We start from the raw sequence: 25756 nt of genomic DNA, 5'->3' as shown, positions 1-25756 counted from the left end.
AGTGTTCATACTGAATACATTTTTTAGGAGGATATCGTAATGATTGAAATGAAAGAGTGGGATGGATTCGAAGGACGTCTCTGGAAAGAAGAAATCAATGTTCGTCAGTTCATTCAGGACAACTACACTCCATATGATGGAGATGAGAGCTTTTTAGCTGAGCCGACAGATGCAACCAACAAGCTATGGGGGGCACTTCAGAAATTACAGAAAGAAGAGCGTGCCAAGGGCGGCGTTCTTGATATGGAGACAGAGGTTGTAACCGGAATTACAGCTTATGGTCCGGGATATATTGATGAAAGCTTAAAAGATTTAGAGCAGGTAGTTGGTCTTCAGACTGACAAACCATTAAAGAGAGCTTTCATGCCATATGGTGGAATCAAGATGGCTGTTCAGGCATGTGAGACCTACGGTTATGAAGTAAATGATAAATTAAAAGAAATTTTCACCAAGTATCATAAGACACACAATACAGCAGTATTTGATGCTTATACACCGGAAATGATGAAGGTTCGTCATGCTAAGATTTTAACAGGTCTTCCGGATACCTACGGTCGTGGACGTATTGTAGGTGATTACCGCCGTGTAGCATTATACGGACTGGATTACTTAATCGCTGAGAAGAAGAAAGACAAAGCCAACTGCGGATGCGGACAGATGACAGATGATGTCATCCGTTTAAGAGAAGAAATTGCAGAGCAGATTAAATGTCTGGAAGACATGAAGAAACTGGCTGAGATTTACGGATATGATATTTCAAGACCTGCAACCAATGCAAAAGAGGCTGTTCAGTGGTTATACTTCGGATACCTTGCAGCAATCAAGACACAGAACGGTGCAGCAATGTCAGTAGGACGTGTTTCTACTTTCCTTGATATTTATATTAAGAGAGATATGGATAAGGGAATTCTTACCGAGCAGCAGGCTCAGGAGCTGATTGACCATTTCACAATGAAACTTCGTATGGTTAAATTCGCACGTATTCCTTCTTATAACCAGTTATTCTCCGGTGACCCTGTATGGGCAACCCTTGATGTAGCAGGAACAGGTGTAGACGGACGTTCCATGGTAACCAGGACAGACTTCCGTTTCCTTCATACTTTAGAGAATATGGGACCGGCACCGGAACCAAATCTTACTGTATTCTATTCATCCAGACTGCCACAGACCTTCCGTGATTATGCAGCACGTATCTCGATTGAAACAAGCTCAATCCAGTATGAGAACGATGATGCAATGAAACCGGTATGGGGCGATGATTACGCAATCTGCTGCTGTGTATCTGCTACACAGACAGGTAAAGAGATGCAGTTCTTCGGTGCTCGTGCAAACCTTGCAAAATGTCTGCTTTATGCAATCAACGGTGGTGTTGATGAAAAATCAGGCGAGCAGGTAGGACCAAACTACGCACCGATTACAGCTGAATATCTTGACTATGATGAAGTAATGGCAAAATATGACAAGATGATGGACTGGTTAGTAGACATCTATGTAAATACACTGAACCTGATTCAGTATATGCATGATAAATATTACTATGAAGCAGCAGAGCTTTCTCTGATGGATACCGACTTAAAGAGAACCTTTGCAACCGGTATTGCAGGATTTTCACATGTTATCGATTCTCTTTCTGCAATCAAATATGCAAAAGTAAAAGTCGTACGTGATGAGAACGGACTTGCAAAAGACTTCGAAATCGAAGGAGACTTCCCGAAGTACGGAAATGATGATGACCGTGCAGATGAAATCGGAGTATGGCTGCTTAAGACTTTCATGGATAAATTAAAGAAACATCATACTTATCGTGATTCTGAGCCTACAACTTCTATCCTTACCATTACTTCTAACGTAGTATATGGTAAAGCAACCGGAGCTATGCCGGATGGACGTAAAGCCGGCGAACCACTTTCACCGGGAGCTAACCCATCTTACGGTGCAGAGCAGAACGGACTTTTAGCTTCCTTAAACTCTCTGACCAAGCTTCCATATGAGTGGGCATTAGATGGTATTTCCAATACACAGACCATCAATCCTGGCGCACTTGGAAACAACGAGCAGGAAAGAATCGATAACCTTGTAAATGTAATGGACGGATACTTTGATCAGGGTGCACATCATCTGAATGTTAATGTATTTGGCAAAGAAAAGCTTATTGATGCAATGGAGCATCCGGAGAAAGAAGAGTATGCAAACTTCACAATCCGTGTATCCGGCTATGCAGTTAAGTTCATCGACCTGACAAAAGAGCAGCAGCTTGATGTTATTGCCCGTACCTGTCATGAGCGTATGTAATTTAAGACAGTAACCGAACTGCGGGGAGCATACGATTTTTCCGCGATTCAGGTAAAGCAGAATGTGCAGGCTTAATGAAAAAAGCCTGCACATTTTTATCATAGGTTGTTAAACATCCGTAAGTATTTTGGTGTATAGGAGGCAATATGAGTGAAATAAAAGGACGCATCCATTCCGTAGAAAGCTTTGGCTCGGCAGACGGGCCGGGTGTAAGATATATTGTATTTTTAAAAGGCTGTAATATGAGATGTCAGTACTGCCATAACCCGGATACCTGGGCGAAAGATGGCGGAGAGCTGATGACACCGGAAGAAGTGTTAAAAAAGGCACTTCGCTATAAAACATATTGGAAAGAAAAGGGCGGAATCACCGTAAGCGGTGGAGAGGCTCTTTTACAGATAGATTTCGTAACAGAACTGTTCCGGCTGGCAAAAGAAAAAGGGGTAAATACCTGTCTCGATACCTCCGGCAATCCATTTTCCTTGGAAGAACCATTTAAAAGTAAATTTGATGAGCTGATGAAATATACAGACCTCTTTATGTTAGACATTAAGCATATGGATGATGCGGCACACCGGAAACTCACCGGACAGACGAATCAGAATATTTTGGAAATGGCAGCTTATTTATCAGACCATGGCAAAGCAATGTGGATCCGCCATGTGCTGGTGCCAGGTATTACAACAGAAGAGGACGAGCTTTACCGCTTAAGAAGTTTTCTTGATACCCTTAAGACAGTAGAACGGGTGGAAGTGCTGCCATATCATACCTTAGGCGTCTTTAAATGGAAGGAACTTGGAATTCCATACCAGTTAGAAGGCGTAGACCCGCCTACAAAGGAGCAGATAGACCGGGCAAAAGAGATTCTTGGGGCACTGTAAAATAGAGAAGCAGCATTACAGGAAAATAAAAAAGTAATGCTGCTTTTTAGATTCTGACGATAATGCGGGTAAGATATTCACTTCGTTTATCTGTCATGGTAGCGTTAATCAATTCTTCTTCATAGAATCTGCCATCGGATGAAGTAATCTGGTGCTGCTTCATGTAGCTGCGCAGCCTGTCATAGGCAAGTGAAATATCATCCCAGTCTCCCAGGTGATAGGCGGCGAGACATTTAGAAGCCGGAAGAATCCGGTAAGGCATTTTCTTGGGAGGGGTCTGCATGGCAAGGCATACCTCGTGATAAAGATTATGGGCACCCCGGGCAAGGTCATGCTCCATCTGGATATAAAGCACTGTAAAACCGGTAGTTTCCTTGCTTTCATAATAGGAGTTCAGAAGCTCACTGACTTTTACGGAGATGGTCTTATCATCGGAAGAACTGATAGGGTGTGCTGCAATATAAAATCCTGGCAGAGAGACTTCTTCAATGATATCCGGATTTATAGTCAGGCTGGTTTTAATTCGTTTCTGCTGTCTTTGAATCCACTTCTGTTTTTCTTTTAATGCACGAATCTGCTGTTCGATGACAGCGTTTTCTTTCGTAAGAAGTGTGGCATAATTTTCCGGGCTTCGGTGTTCCATGTATTCTTTAATTTCCGGCAGAGGCATGCCAAGTTCCCGCAGCGTGATAATGGCATCTAACACATCCATCTGGCGGACGGTGTAGTAGCGGTAGTCATTGTCCCCTCTTGCTTCGGGTGAAAAAATACCAAGCTGGTCGTAGTGAAACAGTGTATTTTTTGTAGTGCCCATCATCCGGGCAACTTCTCCTGTGGTCAGATATTCATTTCTACTCATTAAAAAAATCTCCTTGACTATATGGTTACCATATAGTTTATGATAGCAAATAGTGATTCATAAGACAAGGAGGTTATCATGTCGAATTCGTTAAATCAGAACTTTAAAACATTATCCTTATTGAAATTTGCATTGCCATCTATGATTATGATGGTATTTATGTCATTGTATACAATCATAGATGGAATCTTTGTGTCAAGACTGGTAGGAGAAAGCGCTCTTTCCGCAGTCAATATTGTATGGCCGGTTATTTGTATTCTCATTGCAATCGGCGTTATGCTGGCAACCGGTGGAAGTGCAGTGGTAGCGAGAAAAATGGGTGAGGGAGATGAAAAGGGAGCATGTGAGAACTTTACTTTTCTTGCAGTGGCAGGAGTTGCTGTAAGCCTGGTGCTGCTGGTTATTGTATTACTTTTTCATAAACCGATTGTATATGCATTAGGAGCAGACGACTCTTTATTCGAAAATGGGAAAACATATCTTATTTATATGATGTATTTTGGACCGTGCTGTATTTTGCAGAGTTTATTTCAGTGCTTCTTTGTGACTGCAGGAAAACCTGCATATGGACTCGGACTGATTACTGCCGGAGGTGTAGCCAATGCAATCTTAGATTATGTCTTTATGGGACCAATGCAGCTTGGCATTGCCGGAGCAGCTATTGCAACAGGCATCGGACAGATGATTCCTGCGGTAGTGGGAGTCATCTATTTCCTTGTGAAAAGAAAAGGACTTCATTTTACCCGCTTCCATTGGGATGGAAAAGCATTGTGGCAGTCCTGCACCAACGGTTCTTCCGAGATGGTAACGAACCTTTCCAATGCAGTAATTACATACCTTTTTAATATTATTCTGATGCGTATGGTTGGAGCAGACGGGGTAGCTGCAATTACCATTATTTTATACGGACAGTTTTTATTCAATGCGCTGTATCTTGGATTTTCCATGGGTGTGGCACCGGTTATCAGCTTCCAGTACGGAGCAAAGAACAGTGAAAAATTAAGTAACGTTTACCATATCAGTAACCGGTTTGTAAAAATATCTTCCGGTTTTATGGCGGTGGCATCCATCCTTCTGGCGAAGCCGATTACATCAGTATTTGTCTCAGAAAGCAGTCATACCTTTGCAATGACAGTTACGGGATTTGCATTGTTTGGCATCAACTATCTTTTCAGCGGCTATAACGTATTTACCTCTTCGCTGTTCACGGCACTTTCTGATGGAAAAACATCTGCACTGGTATCCTTCAGCAGAACCTTTGTCTGTATTCTGGCCTCTTTACTGATTCTGCCGCAAATTATCGGATTAAAGGGAGTCTGGCTGGCAGTTCCGGTGGCAGAATTTGTGACATCAGGACTTTCTTTTTACTGTCAGAGAAGAAATTTATCGAAATACGGAATTTAAGAAACTTTTTTTTTATCTGGAACGTCTAATCTATAAAGAGTATAATGAATGGTAAAGAATGAATGGATAATACTATTTTAAGATAGTAAAGAGAGGATACGAAAGATGGTTTTTAGCAGCATAGCATTTATCATGTATTTTATGCCGGTATTTTTTCTGGTTTATTATATCCTGCCGGCTTCTTATAAGAATGCCTGGCTTTTCCTTGCCAGCCTTGGTTTTTATTACTATGGTGTCAGGGGAAATCCGGGTTATCTTTTACTTATGATTATGTCTGTGGTGGTCAATTTCGTGGCTGGAAAACTGATTGAAGCACAGAAGACGAAGCGGGCGAGGAAAGCCTGGCTTGTGGTTGGAATCGTCTATGATTTAGGATGGCTCATTCTGTTTAAATATCTGGGCTTTCTTATAGAGAATCTGAATGCCCTTTTTGGTGCAATGCACGTTAAGGTACAGCTGGAAACATGGAATCTGATTCTGCCGATTGGAATCAGCTTTTATACGTTCCAGATTATTTCCTATCTGGTGGACGTGTACCGGAGGGAAACAAAAGCGGAAAAATCGTTGATTTCACTGGGAACGTATCTTTGCATGTTCCCGCAGTTAATTGCAGGACCGATTGTCAATTACCATCTGATTCAGGAACAGCTTCATAAGAGAAAACATTCCATGGTAAAGGTGGAATCCGGACTTAAGGTATTTGCACTGGGACTTGCTTATAAAGTATTGCTGGCAAACCGGGTGGGACATCTTTGGACAGAGGTGACAGCAATCGGTTATGAGAGCATTTCCACACCGCTGGCATGGATGAGCATTGTGGCATACAGCCTGCAGTTATATTTTGACTTCTATGGGTATTCCCTGATGGCAATCGGACTGGGGCGGATGATGGGCTTTGACTTCCCACAGAACTTTAACAATCCGTATATGGCAGTGTCCATGACGGATTTCTGGCGCCGCTGGCATATGACACTGGGTGGCTGGTTCCGGGAATATGTATACATTCCGCTGGGCGGCAACCGCGGTGGTTTTGCAAAGACCGTCCGCAATATGTTTGTGGTATGGCTTCTGACAGGGCTCTGGCATGGCGCAAGCTGGAACTTTGTACTGTGGGGACTTTTACTTTTTGTCTTATTATTCGTGGAAAAAGCCGGACTTGGAAAAGTGCTGGAACGGCATAAGGCGCTTGGTCATATTTATATGATACTCTGGATACCGCTTTCCTGGCTGGTCTTTGTGATTACGGATTTAAGCCAGCTTGGCATTTATTTACAGAAATTATTTCCATTCTTTGGCAGTACCGGAACGGTATTGTTTCAGGGAGATTATCTGAAATATGGTAAGACCTATGGCATTTATCTGGTGCTTGGTATCCTGTTTGCAACAGGTGTTCAGGAGAAACTCCTTAAGAAGAATAAGAACCGCCTCTGGGTGATCTTACTGCTGCTGGCATTATTCTGGGCGAGCGTATATTGTATGTATCTTGGAATGGATGATCCATTCTTATACTTCAGATTCTAGTGAGGAAATACGATGAAAAAATATAAATTTACTATACTTTTACTGCTGACATTTGTGATTGCATTCCCGGTAATTACCGTAAAGCTTGTAACTGCGGAGCAGGAGAAGAAGGCAAGGCAGGAAGAACTGGCACAGGTGACAGGCACAGAAAAAGAGCCGGCGGAAGCAGTTGCCGGAACGGAAGAAAACAGCACAGATAAAGCCGGTACAGGACAGGCAGATATTGATAGTACAGAAAATACAGAAGATAAAACAGGTATCAAGGATAATGAAACGGTGGCAGATACGGAGCAGGAGGGAACCTTTACAACAGAGGATATCAGCTATTTTTCCGATGCCTTATTTATTGGAGATTCCAGAACAGTAGGATTATCGGAGTATGCAGACCTTGGGGATGCGGATGTATTTGCAACGATTGGCTTAAGTTCCTTTAAGCTGTTTGAAACAGAGGTGGATATGCCGGGCTATGGAAAAGAAACTTTGGATGAAGTGTTAAGCCGGAAAAATTACGGAAAGATTTATCTGATGCTAGGTATCAATGAACTGGGATATCCACATGCAAGCATAGAAAAGCAATATCGTGAAGTGGTAGAGAAAATACGGGAAATGCAGCCGGATGCCATTTTATTCTTAGAGGCGAGTCTTCATGTTTCCAAGGCAAAATCCGATTCAGACAGCCTTTATAACAATGCCAATATTGACTGGCTCAATGGTGTGGTGGAGTCCTTATGTGACCAGAAGCAGACCTATTATATTGATGTGAATGAAATCTTTGATGATGGGGCAGGAAACCTCGATGCCCAGTATACCAGTGATGATGCCCATCCTCTAGGAAAATATTATGCTCAGTGGGCAGAATGGATTCTGACGAAAGCCATTGTAAAGGAAAAATAAGACCAAAACCCTTAGGAAAACGCAGTGGAAAACCGATATATTATTCATAAAAGTGTATACAACAGCGAAAGAAATATCCGATAACCGGATAAGCGTTGCAGAAAGGCAAGGGAAGCGTATATGAATGGAATCAATACCAGCTTTGGGACACAGAGCTTATATCAGAATGACGGGACACAGGGAAGTGCAAAGTCAGATGATAAGAAGCAGGATAATAAGAATGACAGCAATGTAATAAAAGGTGCCGGTCTTAACCTGAATCAGACAGATCTGATTGGACAGAAGATGGCAAATGCCCAGAAAGAAGCATTAAAGAAGATTATGGATACATTTTCCGGTGAGCATGCAGTGGATGAAGAGATGGACGAGCGGCGTGCCCACATTAAGGAAATAGACAGCGAGATAAAAGATTATCAGAGTGAAATCCGCGACTTACAGGATAAGGAAGCTGAATTAAAGGAACGTTACCAGGTAGCGGATGGCAGCCAGGAAAAGGCAGACCTTGACCTTTTAAAGAAAGCCAGTACAGCAGAAGGAAGAAGCATGCTTTCCAAAGAAGAATTAGAGCATGTCTCAGAATTACAGAAAGGCGGAATGACAGACTATCAGAAAGAGTCCATGGACTACTATAAAATGGAGTCAGAATACAGAAGCAAGATAAAAGACCTTGGAAAGGAAAGAGCCGAGGATAACGGATACCTCCGGGCAGTACATACGGAACGGTTAAAGCATCATGATATGATAGACAGCCAGAAGGAAGCGGAAGAAATATTAGACAATGCATCCGATGAAGCAACATTAGGACTGATTGGGGAAGCAGTAGACCACATCGATGAGACCATCAAAGAAAATGAGAAAGATACGGATAAGAAGGATGCAGACAAGAAAGAGGATAAGAAGACTGATACAAAATTAGACAAGGAGACCCAGAGCAGCCTTTTAAAGAGTGAAGCAGAGAAAAAGGTTGCGGAGCATAAACTTGCCGAGGACGATATCAAAGGACTTGTCTATGATGAGCAGTTATAAACAAAATGGACAATTTGTGCTGTCAGATATACAAATTATCGAAAAAGTATAACTTGACCATACAAAAAAAATTTATTGTATATGTCAAAAAACCGCATTGTTTCTTATACTAATAAATGTTAAAATACATAGAAGAAAAAAGAGGGAGGAAGTTAGCATGGCTTCATTCGTTGAAAACACACAGCACAAAGTAGAAAGAAAAGCTTTTGAGATAATGACCAATAGCATCGTAGGTAAGTTGACTAAGACAGATGATATCGCGAAAAGACAGGAAACATTCCTTGAACTTATTGACAAGGCAGAGACTTTCTGGGGAAATGGCGCAGACAAGGCAACATTGGATAAGGTCAGAGAGTATGTAAAGAATCCGGAGAACAGATGGGTGAAGTTTGTAAACCGTGTTCTGGATGAGACAAATCCAAATTATGCTAAGAAATTCCTTCTGAATTTAGGATATGAAGCATTTTTCCGTGGAACAAAGACAATCAGGGCAAACCGTGAGAAGTACAACTGTAATATTCCATGGCTGATTCTTTTTGACCCGACAGACGCATGTAATATGCATTGTGTAGGATGCTGGTCTGGCACATATGGTCACAAGAATAACATGTCCTATGAGGATATGGATAAGATTGTTACACAGGGTAAGGAACTTGGAACTTATCTTTACTTTATGACAGGTGGAGAACCGACTGTTCGTAAGAATGATATTTTAAAACTTGCTGAGAAGCATAATGATTGTATGTTCGGTCTTTTCTCCAACTCTACTCTGATTGATGAGGAGTTATGTAAGAAGATTGTAGAACTTGGAAATATTACATTCCTTCTTTCCATTGAGGGAACACCTGAGACAAATGACGGACGTCGTGGTGACGGACACTATGCAGCCGTTATGAAGGCAATGGATTTGTTGAAACAATATGGTATCATATTCGGAACTTCTATCTGCTATACCAGAGCCAATATTGAGGCTGTTACCGATGAGAAATTCTTACGTTTCATTGCTGATAAGGGCGCACGTTTCGGATTCTACTTCCATTATATGCCGGTAGGACAGAATGCAGCTCCGGAGCTGATGCCGACATTGGAACAGCGGGAAGAAATTATTAAGAAGATTCGCTGGGTTCGTACCGGAGACAATGATATCGGATTTTTCCCAATGGACTTCCAGAATGACGGAGAATTTGTTGGCGGATGTATTGCCGGTGGACGTAACTACTTCCATATTAATGCACAGGGAGACGCAGAACCGTGCGTATTTATCCATTTCTCGGATTCGAATATCCATGATAAGTCAATCCTTGAGATGCTGCAGAGTCCATTGTTTAAGGCATATCATGAAGGACAGCCATTTAACAGAAACCACCTGCGTCCATGTCCGATGCTTGAGAATCCAAAGCTCTTAAGAGAAATGGTAAACAAGACTGGTGCGAAGGGAACAAACGCTGAGGCAGAAGAGACTGTTGAGCATCTTTGCTCTAAGTGTGACCACTATGCAGAAGAGTGGGGACCGGTTGCAGACCGTATCTGGGCAGAACAGAAACATAAGAAAGCACCTTATGAGAACTATACGGAAGAAAAGAGAGAACATCCGGAACTTGCAGCATTTGAGCATGCGGATGGTTCCAATGGATTAAGAGATGAGGATCTTCAGTAATTAAATCAGATGTTAAAATAGGACTAAATCAAGAGAAACCTTATAAAACAAGGGTTTGAATGATTTAAGTCCTATTTTTTTAAAGTCCGCGAGAGATAAGTAAAGCATCTTGCAGTCTTATACCTGATACAGTACAATAGATACATCCGGCAACAGGGAGGTCTCAAATGAAACAGGAATCCATTACGATCATATCAAAGCGTATGAAAAAGAAGATAAGGATAGCAGATATTTTATATATCATCAAATCAGAATACCTCAGCCTGATCCATCTGATAGACGGGGATATTCTACAGACCATAACGCCTATTTATGAATTAAAGGAAATGCTCGGTGATGACTGTATCGAGGTAAAGAAGGGGTGTATTGTGTCGGTATCCGCAATCACGAATATCAAAGATAAAATCTATCTGTGCAATGGCGAAGCGATTGACTTTACCGTGAGAAGAAGAAAGGCAGTCCGGCTGGAGTGGCGGGAAAAGCAGAAACTGATGATAGATGAAATTAATGGACAGAATCCGCCGAGGACGGATGAGGAATACCATAAATATTATGAAATCTGTGATAAATTTCCATTTGCATTTACGGATATTGAGATGGTTTTCAATGAAAAACGCCGTGCAGTAGACTGGATCTTCCGCTACGGTAATGAAGCACTGGCAGAACTGGAAGGTGTCCCTTTGAAAGAGATGATCGGCAGCACATTTTCCAGCCTGTTTGACAATATGGATGCCAAGTGGCTGCGCTGCTATGAGCGGGCTGCCTTGTATGGAGAAACCATGGAAATTGAGGAATACAGCCCGGAGATCGATACGAACCTAAGGATACTGTGCTTCCCGACATTTCCCGGACATTGTGGTTGTATTCTGCATGACATGGACAGGCTACGGTTTATGAAAAAAGAGAATTGGTTTGGAATGGCGGCGGTAGTACAAAGGAGTCGGGATTTCTGAAAATGTCGTTTCATCAAAAGTATATGTCGTTTTGTTGAAAGTTTGAGAAATTAATCTGCCTTTTGATAAAATAATGTTTGATATTGCAATACCTGCATGGTATATTTTCCATAGGTGGATGTGACAAACCCTGTACATATCTACAGAACGGAAAGAGAGGATGCAACTATGAATCCATGCAGTCAGTACAGCCTGACAATAACGACAGACATTAGCTAGAAAAATCAGGAAGATATCATAGAGAATGGCATGCATAAAGTATGCGATTCTCTATGGTGTCTTTTTTATGTTTTAGGGGAATTACACGCTAAGAGAAAGGACAGATAAGTATGAAAAGATTTAAGAGAGGACTTGCAATATTGTTAAGTGTCGGCATGATTGGCGGCATGATGCCGCTTCCGGTTAGTGCAGAGGAGTCGGTGTCAGGGAATACTGCTCAGACAGAGGGCACAGAGCAAGTGCAGGAGAATGGGGAAGCAGGAACAGAAGCCATATCTGACACGCTATGATGCGGCTGTTGCAAAGATGATGGCACTGATGGGGATGGACGGAGCCGGAGAGACGATGTCAGCAGATATGGATACCTCTCCGCAGTATTATACCATGAAGCCTGGGAGCACATTGGATGTGACCACAGTACCAATGGGAGAATTGAAACCACGGGTTTATCAATTAAATCAGGATGGAGCCACCTATACAATTACAGGAAAGCGAGCTACCAGTAGTTCAACGACTCTTAGATTTGTGATATCGGCAAACTGTACCGTTATATTAAAAGGTACAGAATTCAAAGCCGGAATCACCTATGATGATGGAACCAAGAATCACTATAGAGGCGGAACGCATGGTGTGTTCGAGGTGGAGCAGGGGAAAAAGGCAGCATTTCAATTAGAAGGAGACAGCACCATATATCCGGTATCTTATAATGGCTTAGCGGGTAGCTGTGTGCCGGGAATACTATTGAAACCGGATGCAAAAGTGGAATTCTGTGGTTCGGGAACATTGGATATACAGGGGAAAATTGGTCAAAATATTGAAATTATAAATAAAAATCCAGGAACCTATGGGGTAGGATACGTCATAATGAAGGGTGGCAGCGTGTCCATCGATGGTTTTGGTAATACCTATGGAATGGATTATCACACTCCTAAGGGGACGGTTTTATTTAGCTACCAGGGAGGTAACTTCAGAAACACATATGATTTTAAAGAAAATTCCGAGCATTTGTACACGACACCGGATGGAAGAAGCACGATGTATCGTGTAGAGATTCCGATACAAAGGTTCGCCAAGGGCAAGATAAAGGTCGGAAGTACAGGAACCTTTACTGAGTTCGAAGCGTGGAGCAATAGTGTATTGTATGCATGGCAGGATAGTGCTGCCGTCAGGGATTATTATGTAGTATATAATGGAAAATACTACCATTACAAAAGCGGTACCTATGCGGCCGGAACGTATACGGCACAGGCTGACGATGCGGCATCAGAGAAAGATACCATCGGTGGATTCTCGGGCACGGTAAGGGGAAGTGGAAAAGGGATTGCCAATGCAGAACTGATCTTTGTAAGAGAAGGTACGGATGGAATGGCTTACACAGGAACGTGCACGACAGACAGTAATGGACAGTATTATGTTGCATTGCCGCCTGGAACTTATACGGTGAAATTAAAATTCCCCACCGGAGAGCTTACCTATGGAGAAAAGTTTTCCTTATCGGAAGAAAAGGAGTCTAATAAGGATATCAATGTAAGTGCAGTTTCCGGAACAATAACAGATCAAAACCAGAATCCGTTGAGTGGAGCAGAGGTTACTGTACAGCAGGGAAATAATGTGTTTACTACGCAGACGGATGCTGCCGGAACTTACACGATTGTACCGGTGGGATTCACAGAGGATTCTTTTAATATCAGAGTGGCTTATAGGACATTTAAAGCAGTATCAGGAACATCCACATGGAATCATTTGTCCGGAAGTATATGTGATTTGTCCATAAATACTTCATCTGAATCGGAGATACATATTGAAAATGAAGCGGATCTGCTGCGGCTTGCGAAGAATGTGGAGCATTTATCAGATAAGACCATTATATTGGAAAATGATATAACAGTATCTTCGGGGGAAAATGGATTTAAAGGTATCGATCATACGGGAAAAAAGATAAGTAATCTTACCTTTAAAGGAAATGGGCATACCATCAGCGGAATGACAAGACCATTGTTTCATACCAATATTGATCAAAAGGATACCTCTAAAACTAATTTGAATAATTGTATTTTTGAAAATCTCCATATAAAGGGAGATATAGAAATTTACAGACAATCCAAGGAAAGCTACTACGGTGTATTGTGTGGAATGTTAAGCGGAGGAGGCTCCAGAGTTGAGGGATGTTCATTTGAGGGCTCTATTTGCATAGACAAGGAAGCACATGCGCTTGGTGCATTGGTTGGAAAATTGGCATATAGTGCAACAATAGAAAACAGTTATGCAAACTTAAGTTTCATAAAAGCAGAATATAGTTTAATGGGAAACAGTGTTCATAGAATAGGCGGCATTTGTGGTATAATAACTGATAATGCGACAATAAAAAACTGTTATATTATTATTGCGGATATGCAGTGGGGAAGTAGTAAGGATGCACCATGTGTTGGTGTAATAACAGGTGTATGTCAAAGTGCATCCATAATAAGTAATTGTTATGGGGTTATTAACAAAGCAAAAAAGAATATAAATTTATATGGGGAACAAGAAAAGAGTACTATAAGTGGCTATATTAGCGGTGACGGAGCGCAAACCACCTCCGGCTATTATATTACGATGGAGAAGGTAGCGGCAGCATCGGGTACGGAGGGCGAATCGAACTCGATACTGAATCAAAAGAGATTTCTCGAAGATTTTGCCCGCAAAAGCGGTATGACGAACATCAAGCATTTTACCGATGACGGTTACACAGGGCGTAACTTCAACCGTCCCGGATTTCAGGCAATGCTTGCAGAAGCCGAAGCCGGAAAAATCGGCACGATTATCGTCAAGGATATGAGCCGTTTCGGCAGAAACTATCTTGAAGTTGGCTTTTATACCGAGATTCTGTTCCCCAAGAAGCAGATACGCTTTATCGCAATCAATAACAGCGTGGACAGCGACAAACCACAGGATAACGACTTTACCCCGTTCCTCAACATAATGAACGAGTGGTATGCCAAGGACACCAGCAACAAGATAAAGTCCATCTTTCTGTCCCGTATGAATGATGGCAAACGCTGCTCCGGCAGCATTCCCTACGGCTACAATCGACTGCCCGAAGATAAACAGACCTTAGTGGTCGATCCTGTTGCTTCTCAGGTGGTAAAACACATCTTTGAGCTTGCGGCAGAGAGCTTGACACCTCCGGCAATCGCAAGACAGCTAACGGAGGAAAAGGTGCTTATCCCATCGGCGTACACCCTCCAATATCACCCCGAACAATGCAACCGAAAAGCAGAGTACGGCTGCACAAGCTGGAACGCAAACACGGTAAGAGAGATTTTAAGCCGACAGGAATATCTCGGTCATACTGTGCTGAGAAAGACCATTGGAACGAACTTTAAGACCGATGAACGCCGCTTTGCCACCGATGAGGAACGCCTTGTGTTTGAGGACACCCACGAGCCAATTGTTGACAGCGAGCTTTGGGAGCAGGCGCACAGAAGATTGAAACACGCTACACGCCGTATAAAGGAAGGGACGCACCAAGAGGAATGCTTACTGCCCGGTCTTGTGTATTGCGCCGATTGCGGCAGTAAGATGTCCTATCAGACGAATTACTACAAAAGCGGAGAACCCTATCATTCGTTCCGATGCAGCAGCTACGGAAACAGAACCGTGAACTGCACCATCCATCATATCAGCGACAAAGTCCTCTATCAGCTGGTACTGCGCTCTATCCAACGCCTTTCAAGCCACATTATCGCAGATGAGCGTGGCTTTGCCGAAGAACTGAAAAGCAAATGGGAAGCACAGGCGAATGGCAAACTGCAAAAGCAAAAGGATGAACTTCAGATAATCAATCGCAGACTGAACGAGCTTGACCGCCTGATTGGAAGTCTTTATGAGAATTTCATTTCAGGTCTGCTGCCTGAAAAGCAGTACAAGTCCCTGATGAAGAAATACTCGACTGAACAGGACAGCCTTGAGAGCCAAGTATCGGAAATTCAGGAGAAGCTGGAGCAAACCAAAGCGTCCTCTGCTCATATCGGACGGTTTATCAGGCTCATCAAGAAGTATAAGCAGCCCACAGAGCTGACGAAAGAGATGGCGTGTGAACTGATTGATAAAATCGTTGTTCACGAAGCCGTGGGCAAGAAGCCCAACCGACAGCAGCAGGTGGACATCTACTATAACTTCATCGGGCAGTTTGACCTCCCGCTTTCCGAAAAGGAAATTGCCGAAGCAAGACGAAAAGCCGAGCAAGAAGCGGCGGAAAAAGCCAGGCGCAAGAAGAACCGGCAGCGTGAGAGCAATGTTGCACATCAAGCCAAAGCAAAGGCGGAACGCTGGGCGGCGAATGACGGGCATAAGTACCCGAAGCGTGTGTGCGAACAATGCGGCAAAGAGTTTTATCCAAGCAGCACAAGACAGAGGTTTTGTAACACCGACTGCACAAAAGCCCATCAGCAGGCAGAAAAAGAGAAGAAACGCTTTGCCGAAAAGGGAGAGCACACCTTCCGTCAAAAGGTCTGCAAGATTTGCGGCAAGCCCTTCTGGCCGTCCAACGGTCAGGAGGTGCTGTGCTCCGAGGAATGCAAAACCATCAATCGCAACCAAAGACAGCTTGCCTATTATCGCCGTAAGCAATCCGGGCAGAAAGCCGGAGAAGCAATATAATTCAAGGAGGACGACACAATGGAAGAATTCATCACGGACGAACGGACAGGCTTGCGTTATGAGCTTGTCGGGGACTACTATCTGATCGCCGGAGAGGACGAGCCGGAGGGCAGACCCATCGGCATTTGGGGACAGCGACACCTGCGATATATCCGAAAGCACAAGGTCAGCTTGTATGCCGAGCTGCTGACTACCGGCAAGCTGAACGATTACCTTGCAGACCTCAACGAGCAGGCGGAAGCATTGTTTTCTCGGCTGGTAAAGCAGCTTTCCGAAAAGGAGGGCGTTACGGAAGCCCTCAAAGCGGAAAATCAAATGCTGTGGGTACAGAGGATGAACAACATCCGCAGTGCTGCTATGGAAATCGTTGCAAACGATTTGATTTACTGTTAGGAGGACGGCTATGAAGGTCAAGCTGGACGATTATGAGGTGCGAGTGCTGATAAACGGCTTAATACAGCAGCACAGGAGCTATGACGCAGAAACCAACGGTCAGATTGACTCACTCGCCCTTCGCCTGTGTGACATTGCTGAAGCAATGAAGCCGGGGCGAAAGAAGAAAATCTCCTTTGAGCCGGTAGAAATCAGAGTAATTTGTCAGTGCCTTATGGAGTGGCGAAATCGAGAGATACAGGCGAAAAGACACGGCGCAGTGGATGCTATAAATGAACTGCTGATACGGTTTACCCGATAAAGAGAAAAGTCGCTGTCATCGGACGGCGGCTTTTCCTTTGCGGGTAGTATTCAAGAAGTCATAAAGATCTGTGAGTAATGGAAGAAGCCAGCACTTGTGAAAATATCACAATTTACGGAGGTAAAGTTTCAAATTCCACTTGCCTTTTTGTTCTTGAAATGATATTATTGGTATATATACTAGAATATTTAAAGAGAGGTGATATATTTGCGGAGAGACAGCAGTGAAACAAAGAGGAAAATACTGACCGTGTGCGTCCGTCTCTTTCTGGAACAGGGGTATAAAAACACCTCTGTCAGTCAGATCGTGGATGAAGCAGGTGTTGCAAGGGGAAGCTATTTGAATCTGTTTCCTACCAAGGACAGAGTTTTGCTGGAATTAACCGAAACAATGTTCGGCGGACAGTTCGACGTGGCAAGAAGCATTGCAGGCAGCAAGCTGCCGCCGGTTTATGCCTATGCTGTGGAAACGGCGATTCAACTGACACTGACTGAACTGAATGAGAACCTGCGAGAAATCTATATTGAAGCCTATTCCCTGCCTGACACGTCGGAATATATTTACCTGCATACCACAGCAGAGCTGAAGCAGATTTTTGGTGAAAATTTCCCCCATGATACCGAGAGCGACTTTTACGAGATGGAAATCGGCACGGCGGGACTGATGCGCAGCTATATGGCGAGAAAATGTGATATTCATTTTCCGTTGGAACGCAAGCTCAGCCGCTTTTTGACGGCGGCAATGCGGGTGTATCGTGTATCGGAGGAAGAGCAGGCAAAGGTGCTTGCCTTTATTCAATCACTGGATATTAAAGCAATTGCCACAGATGTTATGTATAAGCTGTTTACAATGCTTGAAATGAAATACGATTTTAAGCTGTCAAAGAACAACGAAATGGAGGAAACAAGATGAAGAAACGATTATTCAGTATCCTGCTTGCTCTGTGCATGGTGCTCTGCCTTGTGCCGACCACGGCATTTGCCGAGAGCGAGACGGAAGAACCGCCTGTATGCACCTGTGAAACAGCCTGCACGGCAGAAGCAATGAACGCAGATTGTCCCATCTGCGGCGTAGAGGGCGCTTTGCCGGAGAACTGTGTAAAGTGCGCCCAGCCCGCAGACGATGCGGCAGTGCAGCCGGAGGGGGAAGTGTCCGACCCCCAGCCGGAGACAGCCTTGACGGCGTTGATTGGAGGGAACGAGACGGCAAAAGAGGTCAGCAACGAGTCTGAGCTGACTGCGGCGATTGCCGATTCTACTGTCGGCACCGTCAAGCTGGCAGGGGACATTAGCATCAGCAGTTCCCTGACCGTCAACCGCACCGTGACGCTGGACTTGAACGGTCATGTGCTCAAATACGAGAGCGCAAACAAGGGCAGCGTGATTGTGGTCGAGAACGGCGGGCAGCTGACTATCGAGGACAGCAATACGAGTAATCTCTCGCACAAATTCATGCCGAATGGCAAACTGTGGGTGCTGGACGAGGCAAGCGGCACAGAGACCGTCACCGGCGGCGTCATCACCGGCGGTACGGGCTATCCGTTTACGCTCAGCAGCGGCACAGTAAATTGTGGCGGCGGTGTGTATATCGCACCCGGCGGGCAGTTGACCATGACCGGCGGCAATATTATCGGCTGCTCCGCAGAGTTCGGCGGCGGTGTATGTATTTATCCGAGGCAAAACGGCGAACAGATTCAGTTCTCTATGTCCGGCGGCAGCATCATCGGCTGCGTCGCCTCCGACATCGGCGGCGGTGTTGGTGCTTACGGCACGTTCAAAATGTCAGGTCCGGCGGTCATTCGCAGCTGCGCCGTCGAAAGCGCGGACAATTTTGTTCTCGGCGGAGGCGTATTTGTCGACGGTAGCTTTGAAATGTCTGGTGAGGCAACAATCAAAGGCTGTCATGCAATCTCCGATTTTGCCAACGGCGGAGGCGTATTTGTCAACAGCAGCCGTAGCTTTGTGATGTCTAATGAGGCAAAAATCGAAAACTGTCAGGCAATCTCCAATTCTTCCAGGGGCAGGGGCGAGGGCGGGGGCGTCTATCTCGCAAACAATACGAAGTTTACCCTGTCGGGCAGCGCCGTGATTCAAAATTGCACGGCAACAAATTCCGCCAACCACGGCGAAGCCTATGGCGGCGGCGTAAGCACCGATTGTGTGAAGGAGATCACCTTGGCGGACAGTGCGCGCATCGTTGGCTGTACTGCGGCAAACGGAAGCGGACTATACATCACCGGCTCTCAGGTACCTGGCTATGGGATCCTTCACGCCAACGGCGGCTCGGTTGACGGCGACGTCGTGCTGGGAGATACAGAAGACGGTCCCTGTACCATTACAGGCTCCGGCGGGACTGTGTTCAATGGCAAAGTGACCGTTACCCCCGGCAGCACCATCGAAAGCGGCACATTCAACGGCGAGGTCATCAACAACGGTACCATCACCGGCGGCGTCTTTAACAACACAGTCTCCGGCAGCGGTACCATCACCGGCGGCACATTTAACACCCCGATGACCGGCAGCGGCACGGAGAACGACCCCTATCAGATTGGCACCGCCGAACAGTTGAAGCTGTTCCGGGATATTGTCAACGGCAGCAACGGCCAGAAGCAGGACCGTGGCGCGTGCGCTGTGCTGACAAACGACATCGTCCTCAACGACGGCACCTTTGCCGAGGACGGCAGCTACACCCCCGGCCCCAGCGGCAAGACCGCTGAGGAATGGACGCCCATCGGCAGGTATACGGACGACGGCAATAAGACCCCCTATACCGGCACCTTTGACGGAAAGCATTATGCCATTAAGGGTCTGTATGTCGTCAATTTGCCCGACCTCGTCGTCGGCCTGTTTGGCGGTCTGGAGGGTGCTGCCGTCCGAAACCTGACGGTAGATGGCTATGTACAGGGCTGCCACGCTGTCAGCGGTATCGCGGGCGATGCCAGCGCAAACTCAACCATTGAGAATTGCCGCAATAACTGCCGTGTTGTAAGTGAATTCGTCACCGGTAGAAGCAGCAGCTACCTGTACGTTGGTGGTATCGTAGGGTTTGCCGAAGACACCACCATTGTGGGCTGCGTCAATACCGGAGTTGTCGAGGCGAGAGGCAGCTACAAAAATAGTCGCGCAAGCAAGGCTGCCGGTATTGTATGCACCCTGTGCGGAAATGTGATCGTCAAAAACTGTTACAACACCGGCGATATCAATGTCACCAGCGACAAAATGAAAGAGGGCACCGCCGGTGGTATCGCGGGCAACGACCTCTCTGCGCGCAATACCGTATCCGACTGCTACAATCTGGGTGCAGTAACGGTCAGTTATACGGGCAACGATGTTAAATATATTGCTAAGGCAGGCGGTATCATGGGCTACATCTTCTATTCCGACACCACCGTATCCAACTGCTACAGCGTAGGGACGCTGACGTCGACGACAGGGACAGGAACAAGCTATATCGGCGGTGTTGTCGGCATAACCAAAGGCACCGTAGGAAACTGCTATTATCTGGATTCCACAGCCACAAAGGCCGTCTGGAACGATGGCGGCACAGTGGATGAAGCCACCGGCCCCAAGACTGCCGCGCAGCTTGGCAACGGCACGGTGCTGGCGCTGCTCATCAATAGCCGCGCTGATAGCGAACACCCATGGAACAGCCAGTGCCAGTATATGGCCGCAGCGGGTAAGACCCTGCCGGTGTTCAAGACCCAGACCGGTGACAAACATACCCACAATTGGAGTGTGTGGACATCGAATGACGACGGCACCCACAGCCGCCGCTGCACCTGCAACGCCGTGGAAACAGAAAACTGCTCCGGTGGTATGGCAACCTGCATAGCTAAGGCCGTCTGTGAGTTTTGCAAGGCTGAGTATGGCGAAAAGCTGCCCCACGGCTTCACGGCGGAGACCGTGGATGCAAAGTACCTGAAATCCGCCGCCACCTGCACGGAAAAGGCGGTCTACTACAAGTCCTGCGCAGTCTGCGGTCTGAGCTCCGAGGGCACGGCGGATGAGGCGACCTTCTTCTCCGGCAATGCGCTGGACCACGACTGGGGCGCTTGGACGCAGAACAGCGATGAAAAGACCCACACCAGAATCTGTAAACGTGACACCAGCCATACGGAAACCGAGAATTGCCACGGCGGCACGGCGACCTGCACCGCAAAAGCCGTCTGTGAGATTTGCAAGGCAAGCTACGGCAGCCCTGACCCGAACAACCACACCGACCTGAAACACATTGACGCAAAGGCCGCCACCGTTGCCGAAGAAGGCAACATTGCGTATTGGTACTGCGACGGCTGCAAGAAGTATTTCTCCGATGCTGCGGCAATAAAGGAAATCACCAAGGCTGCCACCGTGACGGCAAAGCTGCCCGGCGGCACCGTCAAACCCAGCGCCGACAAGTCTCCGCAGACGGGAGATAACTCCAATCTTTTGTTGTGGATTGCCCTGTTGTTCATCAGCGGCGGTGCAGCCATTGGTACAACGGTTGTAAGCAGAAAGAAAAAGTACAACAGATAATTGAATAGCGTTCCCTTGCTCCATCTTCCGAGCAAGACAAAAGCGTCGTAGTAATACGGCGCTTTTTTGTTACCCGGAAGCGACAAACAGCGACATGTGAATGACGGACGGTAAGGATACCGCCGCCAAAACAAAGCCGCTCATATCGAAAGAAAACGCCCAAAATCACCCCGAAACCATACAGCGGGGTCAGGTTTTGGGCGTTTCTGCGTTTCGGGAGCAAATCGGCAATTAGGCAGCGAAAAGGAGGTGCCCGCTATGCCCCGTATGCCGAAATACCTCAAGAGAGAATGGGCGTTCTTTCTTGATGAGCGTGGCAGGAAGAAATACAACGAGCTTTGCAGGAAATGCGAAAGGAGCTGCAAGCAGAGCTTCCGTGCCACCGTTATCTACTGCCCACACTATCTATCAAAAAGGAGAACAAGACAATGACAGACTATCCGAACAACATTCCCGCAAAGCTGGAAATCATCAAGGCAAGCGAGATTACCCCGAAAGAGGTGCGCTGGCTGTGGTATCCCTATATCCCCTTCGGCAAGGTCACACTGCTGCAAGGCGACCCCGGAGACGGCAAGAGTAAGCTGATGCTTTCTCTTGCCGCTTTGCTTTCCAAGGGAGCGCCGCTTCCCTTTGCCGATGAGGACGAGAGCGGCGAGCCGATGACCGTTATCTATCAGACCACCGAGGACGATGCAGACGATACTGTTGTGCCGAGATTTAATGCGGCGGGCGGTGACGGCGACCGGCTTATCTTCATCAAGGAGGACGAAAAGAGCCTGACCTTTGGAGATGACCGTATCCGTGAAGCCGTGGAGAAGTACCACGCCAAGCTGCTGATCCTCGACCCGATGAGTTCGTATATCGGTGACACCTGCTCGATGAACAACGCCAACGAAACAAGAGCTGAGTTCAACCACCTGATTGCCGTTGCCAAGGAAACCGGCTGCGCCATCGTTATCATTGCCCATATGAACAAGGCAAAGGACACAAGTCCCCTCTACCGCACCAATGGCTCTATCGACATTGCCGGTGCTGCAAGAAGCATTCTTGCCGTCACACGCACGGCAAACAAACAGAACCCCGCCGAGCGTTATCTGGTGCAGGTCAAGAGCAATCTTGCACCGATGGGCTCGGCTATTCTCTTTGAGGTGGCCGACAAGGGCGTGAACTTTCTTGATGAGCTGGAGCTGAGTGCAGAGGATGCTTTCTCTGCTTCTGCTCCGAGAATGGGCAGGAAGTCACGGACGGGACGACCTGCCTATTTGATTGAGGTTTTGAGGGAGGTCAAGGGAGGAAAGCCCTTGCCCACGACATCTTTGCAGCGAAGCTGAAAGTGTCATAGTGGGTTACGCACTTTGAAAAAGTTGCGTAACCCGCACCCCCGCCCTTTCCGCTGACTGGAGGTGATGAGAATGGCGGAAGGAAACTGGAGCGTTGTCCGAGGGATTGACTGCAAAAAATTACACGATCACTTTTGTGAAAGGTACTCTGACCGTAAAAGAAAAAGCACCGGAACTATCCAATGCTTCCGGCAATAATAACAATACAGGCACAACTGGAGGAAGTGCCGCAGGAACAGAGAACAGCAGCAGTACTGGACAGAATAATTCTGACACCGAAAATAAGCCATACATCAAGGACGACAGCGGTAAGGAAGGCTGGGATGTGATCAGCTCACAGCTTGACGAAGCCAAATCCGGTGAGACAGTGACCGTTGCCATGAATGGAACAACGGTAGTACCAAAGGATATTTTTGACAGTATTAAGGGTGAGGATGTCACACTGGTGCTTGACATGGGAAATGGTCTTTCTTGGAAGATTAACGGACAGGACATCACAGAACCATCCGGAGACATTGATTTCGGCGTGACCGTCGGGGCAGATGCCGGAAAATCCATTCCAGTAGATGTCATCAACAACGTGACCGGAGAACGTTCTTCCATGAACCTGTCACTTGCTTATGACGGAGAGTTTGGATTTACAGCCACACTGGCTATCAACATGGAATCAAAGAATGCAGGACTGTATGCGAACCTGTTCTACTACAAGGAACAGACCGGTGAACTGGAATTTGTCAGTGCCGGACAGATTGATGCGGATGGAAATGTGGAACTTGAATTTACCCACGCATCTGATTACACGATCGTTGTTGATGTGGCTGTGATGGATGGAGGAAATAAGGATAGCATAAATACTACAAAAGACAATGGAAACGCCGAAGATAATTCAACGATTCCTGCGCCGAATGCAGATCATGCTAAGAGTGACGCATGGAATCCGGCTATCATAATCATCATCGGAATCTGTATTCTATTGATTGTGTCTGGTGTAGTAATTTTCGCCAGAAAAAAGAGTGGTCCGGAGGAAGAATAAGTATCAAATTTTACGATGAAACAACAGATAGTTACAAAGGCAGTGCTGCGGGATGGCGAACAGGCAACAGAATATGATATGCCACAAGAGGATAAAGAGAAAACGCCTGAAAAGTATGAGACAGTATCATTGGATGAAATAGCTTTCTCTTAAGATAACCGTAGCATAATATTTGAAATAAACTCCGTTTCCTCATTATAAAACCGGGTAGAACCGTGATAACGTTCGGCAGTGGTTTGGATAGAAAGAAGTCCAATACCGCTGCCGCTTTCTGTTGTAGACAGAAACTGCCTGTTCATCTTTTTTACAATTCCATTGAAGCTGTTTACCATTGTGATATATATGGTGCCCGGACTGTTAAGGTCAGAACTGAGGTGAATATATCTATTTTCCACAGGAACCTGACAGCACTGGAACGAACGGTTCCGGCACAGTAGCGGGAACTTCAAATGGAAGCAGCTCTGATGCAGCCGGTTCCAATACGGCAGCCCTGACGGGAACAACACAGAAGACGGCAACCATAAAAACTGGTGATGAAACACCGGTTGGAAGAATACTGCTTCTTATGTTTTCCGCAGCCGGATTACTGGTTGTGGCAGCTGCAGGCAGAAAGAAATATTGTTAATTGTTTAAGAAGGCACGCAGCGCATCCTTTTGTGCTTTATAATCACTGATTCCTAAATCATAAAGCTCCTGCATGATTTTCGGGTCAGTGGTAAAAGTGCCAATCTTAACCTGATGGGACGGTGCAAAGAGAAATGCCCGTCCTTCTTTTTGTAATTTTGCAGCAACTTCTACCGAGTGCCGGTAATTTAAGTGTCTGTTATCAATTGCAGTAATCGTATTTGGAAATTTCCGTAACATCTTTTTGTAAAGAAAACGGTAACTCTCCGGCTGCTTGACATAGCCAAGTGGACGGCAGTAGATAATTACTACCTTGTCGCAGCCATCTGCAATGGCACGTTCAACCGGAATGGAATCTGCAACACCGCCATCATAGTAATAATTGCCGTGAAAAGAAATCGGTTTGCAGAAGCCCGGAAGGGCACAGGTTGCCATAATGCCGCGGTAATCATCACGGCCTAAATCTTCTTTGGAAAAATATTCTGCCTTTCCGGTGGCAGCATTGGTTGCCGGAAAATGAAATTCACTTGGATTTGCTGCTAAGGCATCATAATCCAGCGGGTCGTTTCCTGTGGAATTGGTTAAGGTTCCGTAAATATATTGAAGTCCGAAGAGAGAACCGGTTTTAATCAGATTTTTGATACTGATGTAGCGGGGGTCCTTTACATGCTCTATATAGAAACGCAGATTACGGCCATGCTGCCCGGCAAGGTAAGAAGCAGTATTTGCCGCACCGGCAGATACCCCCATACAATAATCAAATGTAACATTGTCGTCTAAGAAGGCATCCAGAATTCCGGCACTGTAAGCGCATTTCATACCGCCGCCTTCTACAATCAATCCAGACTTTTCCATGATATCACCTCTTGAGATATACTTCGTTAATTTTTTCACATATAGTTTAGCACATTGAAGAAGAAAGTCAAAATACATTTTTTATTGTATGTATATTCCAGGAAAATATAAGAGTTTGCGGCATTCGGGCTGCTACCCATATGTCACTGCATTGTTAAGAGTCTCTAAGAATTTCATGAAATATAAAAAAAGTTCCGGCAACCGGCACAAATTCACATCCATGTTCATCTGTGCCTTGCTGGCACGTCCATGTGCCAGCATTGCCAGTTTTGGTGAGAAATTCTAAGAGTCTCTAAACAATTTCGTTAATATATGGGGAGCAGCACGAATGCCACAAATTGATATAATT

General features: G+C 45.7%; 20 protein-coding genes. 17 read left to right on the top strand and 3 right to left on the bottom strand.

What is annotated here, in order from left to right:
• Positions 1-39: 39 nt before the first annotated feature.
• Together pflB and pflA are read left to right on the top strand one after the other, a co-directional pair.
• Complete coding sequence (gene pflB, locus LKD41_RS03575; RefSeq protein WP_022242705.1) at positions 40-2292, top strand: formate C-acetyltransferase; 2253 nt, start codon at positions 40-42, stop codon at positions 2290-2292.
• Positions 2293-2438: 146 nt separating this feature from the next.
• Entirely contained in the window at positions 2439-3173 is a 735-nt protein-coding gene (pflA, locus tag LKD41_RS03570; RefSeq protein ID WP_022242704.1) for a pyruvate formate-lyase-activating protein, read from the top strand.
• 46 nt (positions 3174-3219) lie between these two features.
• On the opposite strand, the gene LKD41_RS03565 is transcribed toward pflA, so the two are convergent.
• Positions 3220-4032 carry a MerR family transcriptional regulator gene (locus tag LKD41_RS03565; RefSeq protein ID WP_227700413.1) on the bottom strand — a complete coding sequence of 271 codons (813 nt, stop codon included), beginning with the start codon at positions 4030-4032 and terminating at the stop codon, positions 3220-3222.
• Positions 4033-4110: 78 nt separating this feature from the next.
• Between LKD41_RS03565 and LKD41_RS03560 the strand changes: the two genes are divergently transcribed.
• From LKD41_RS03560 to LKD41_RS03490, 15 genes are all read left to right on the top strand, one after another.
• The gene (locus LKD41_RS03560) at positions 4111-5436 is read left to right on the top strand and encodes an MATE family efflux transporter (RefSeq protein ID WP_227700412.1); all 1326 of its coding nucleotides are present in this window, start codon (positions 4111-4113) and stop codon (positions 5434-5436) included.
• A gap of 105 nt (positions 5437-5541) precedes the next feature.
• Positions 5542-6957, top strand: coding sequence for an MBOAT family O-acyltransferase (locus LKD41_RS03555; protein WP_117841725.1), 1416 nt, complete (start codon positions 5542-5544; stop codon positions 6955-6957).
• Between the two features lie 12 nt (positions 6958-6969).
• Positions 6970-7851, top strand: a complete 882-nt coding sequence (locus tag LKD41_RS03550; RefSeq protein ID WP_227700411.1) for a GDSL-type esterase/lipase family protein — start codon at positions 6970-6972, stop codon at positions 7849-7851.
• 120 nt (positions 7852-7971) lie between these two features.
• Positions 7972-8877 carry a hypothetical protein gene (locus tag LKD41_RS03545; protein ID WP_227700410.1) on the top strand — a complete coding sequence of 302 codons (906 nt, stop codon included), beginning with the start codon at positions 7972-7974 and terminating at the stop codon, positions 8875-8877.
• A gap of 157 nt (positions 8878-9034) precedes the next feature.
• Positions 9035-10534, top strand: coding sequence for a radical SAM protein (locus LKD41_RS03540; protein ID WP_227700409.1), 1500 nt, complete (start codon positions 9035-9037; stop codon positions 10532-10534).
• Between the two features lie 167 nt (positions 10535-10701).
• Positions 10702-11487 carry a LytTR family transcriptional regulator gene (locus tag LKD41_RS03535; RefSeq protein WP_227700408.1) on the top strand — a complete coding sequence of 262 codons (786 nt, stop codon included), beginning with the start codon at positions 10702-10704 and terminating at the stop codon, positions 11485-11487.
• 329 nt (positions 11488-11816) lie between these two features.
• Positions 11817-11996 carry a hypothetical protein gene (locus LKD41_RS03530; protein ID WP_227700407.1) on the top strand — a complete coding sequence of 60 codons (180 nt, stop codon included), beginning with the start codon at positions 11817-11819 and terminating at the stop codon, positions 11994-11996.
• Entirely contained in the window at positions 11956-16347 is a 4392-nt protein-coding gene (locus tag LKD41_RS03525) for a DUF4368 domain-containing protein (RefSeq protein ID WP_227700406.1), read from the top strand. Before LKD41_RS03530 ends, LKD41_RS03525 begins: the two co-directional genes overlap by 41 nt.
• An 18-nt stretch (positions 16348-16365) precedes the next feature.
• Positions 16366-16740, top strand: a complete 375-nt coding sequence (locus LKD41_RS03520) for a TnpV protein (RefSeq protein WP_227700405.1) — start codon at positions 16366-16368, stop codon at positions 16738-16740.
• Between the two features lie 10 nt (positions 16741-16750).
• Entirely contained in the window at positions 16751-17041 is a 291-nt protein-coding gene (locus LKD41_RS03515) for a hypothetical protein (protein WP_227700404.1), read from the top strand.
• A gap of 198 nt (positions 17042-17239) precedes the next feature.
• Positions 17240-17953, top strand: coding sequence for a TetR/AcrR family transcriptional regulator (locus LKD41_RS03510; RefSeq protein ID WP_227700403.1), 714 nt, complete (start codon positions 17240-17242; stop codon positions 17951-17953).
• The gene (locus LKD41_RS03505) at positions 17950-21555 is read left to right on the top strand and encodes a pectate lyase-like adhesive domain-containing protein (protein WP_227700402.1); all 3606 of its coding nucleotides are present in this window, start codon (positions 17950-17952) and stop codon (positions 21553-21555) included. Before LKD41_RS03510 ends, LKD41_RS03505 begins: the two co-directional genes overlap by 4 nt.
• Before the next feature lie 428 nt (positions 21556-21983).
• Positions 21984-22886, top strand: coding sequence for an AAA family ATPase (locus tag LKD41_RS03500; RefSeq protein WP_227700401.1), 903 nt, complete (start codon positions 21984-21986; stop codon positions 22884-22886).
• 103 nt (positions 22887-22989) lie between these two features.
• Complete coding sequence (locus LKD41_RS03495) at positions 22990-23928, top strand: hypothetical protein (RefSeq protein ID WP_227700400.1); 939 nt, start codon at positions 22990-22992, stop codon at positions 23926-23928.
• Between the two features lie 15 nt (positions 23929-23943).
• Positions 23944-24081 (top strand): hypothetical protein, encoded by a 138-nt coding sequence (locus LKD41_RS03490; protein ID WP_227700399.1) that lies wholly within the window; start codon positions 23944-23946, stop codon positions 24079-24081.
• Here the strand turns inward: LKD41_RS03490 and LKD41_RS03485 are convergent.
• Together LKD41_RS03485 and LKD41_RS03480 are read right to left on the bottom strand one after the other, a co-directional pair.
• Positions 24078-24323, bottom strand: a complete 246-nt coding sequence (locus LKD41_RS03485) for a GHKL domain-containing protein (protein WP_227700398.1) — start codon at positions 24321-24323, stop codon at positions 24078-24080. The genes LKD41_RS03490 and LKD41_RS03485 overlap by 4 nt on opposite strands.
• A gap of 226 nt (positions 24324-24549) precedes the next feature.
• Positions 24550-25407, bottom strand: a complete 858-nt coding sequence (locus LKD41_RS03480) for a patatin-like phospholipase family protein (protein ID WP_227700397.1) — start codon at positions 25405-25407, stop codon at positions 24550-24552.
• Between the last annotated feature and the right edge of the window lie 349 nt (positions 25408-25756).

The sequence above is a fragment of the Roseburia sp. CLA-AA-H209 genome (genome assembly GCF_020687575.1).
Classification (GTDB): Bacteria; Bacillota; Clostridia; order Lachnospirales; family Lachnospiraceae; genus Roseburia_C; species Roseburia_C amylophila.
This window is presented reverse-complemented; position numbering and strand designations above follow the sequence as displayed.

Coding starts and splice junctions, on each gene's coding strand:
- pflB (WP_022242705.1), top strand. CDS start 40: ATGATTGAAATGAAAGAGTGGGATGGATTCGAAGGACGTCTCTGGAAA.
- pflA (WP_022242704.1), top strand. CDS start 2,439: ATGAGTGAAATAAAAGGACGCATCCATTCCGTAGAAAGCTTTGGCTCG.
- LKD41_RS03565 (WP_227700413.1), bottom strand. CDS start 4,032: ATGAGTAGAAATGAATATCTGACCACAGGAGAAGTTGCCCGGATGATG.
- LKD41_RS03560 (WP_227700412.1), top strand. CDS start 4,111: ATGTCGAATTCGTTAAATCAGAACTTTAAAACATTATCCTTATTGAAA.
- LKD41_RS03555 (WP_117841725.1), top strand. CDS start 5,542: ATGGTTTTTAGCAGCATAGCATTTATCATGTATTTTATGCCGGTATTT.
- LKD41_RS03550 (WP_227700411.1), top strand. CDS start 6,970: ATGAAAAAATATAAATTTACTATACTTTTACTGCTGACATTTGTGATT.
- LKD41_RS03545 (WP_227700410.1), top strand. CDS start 7,972: ATGAATGGAATCAATACCAGCTTTGGGACACAGAGCTTATATCAGAAT.
- LKD41_RS03540 (WP_227700409.1), top strand. CDS start 9,035: ATGGCTTCATTCGTTGAAAACACACAGCACAAAGTAGAAAGAAAAGCT.
- LKD41_RS03535 (WP_227700408.1), top strand. CDS start 10,702: ATGAAACAGGAATCCATTACGATCATATCAAAGCGTATGAAAAAGAAG.
- LKD41_RS03530 (WP_227700407.1), top strand. CDS start 11,817: ATGAAAAGATTTAAGAGAGGACTTGCAATATTGTTAAGTGTCGGCATG.
- LKD41_RS03525 (WP_227700406.1), top strand. CDS start 11,956: ATGGGGAAGCAGGAACAGAAGCCATATCTGACACGCTATGATGCGGCT.
- LKD41_RS03520 (WP_227700405.1), top strand. CDS start 16,366: ATGGAAGAATTCATCACGGACGAACGGACAGGCTTGCGTTATGAGCTT.
- LKD41_RS03515 (WP_227700404.1), top strand. CDS start 16,751: ATGAAGGTCAAGCTGGACGATTATGAGGTGCGAGTGCTGATAAACGGC.
- LKD41_RS03505 (WP_227700402.1), top strand. CDS start 17,950: ATGAAGAAACGATTATTCAGTATCCTGCTTGCTCTGTGCATGGTGCTC.
- LKD41_RS03500 (WP_227700401.1), top strand. CDS start 21,984: ATGACAGACTATCCGAACAACATTCCCGCAAAGCTGGAAATCATCAAG.
- LKD41_RS03490 (WP_227700399.1), top strand. CDS start 23,944: ATGAAACAACAGATAGTTACAAAGGCAGTGCTGCGGGATGGCGAACAG.
- LKD41_RS03480 (WP_227700397.1), bottom strand. CDS start 25,407: ATGGAAAAGTCTGGATTGATTGTAGAAGGCGGCGGTATGAAATGCGCT.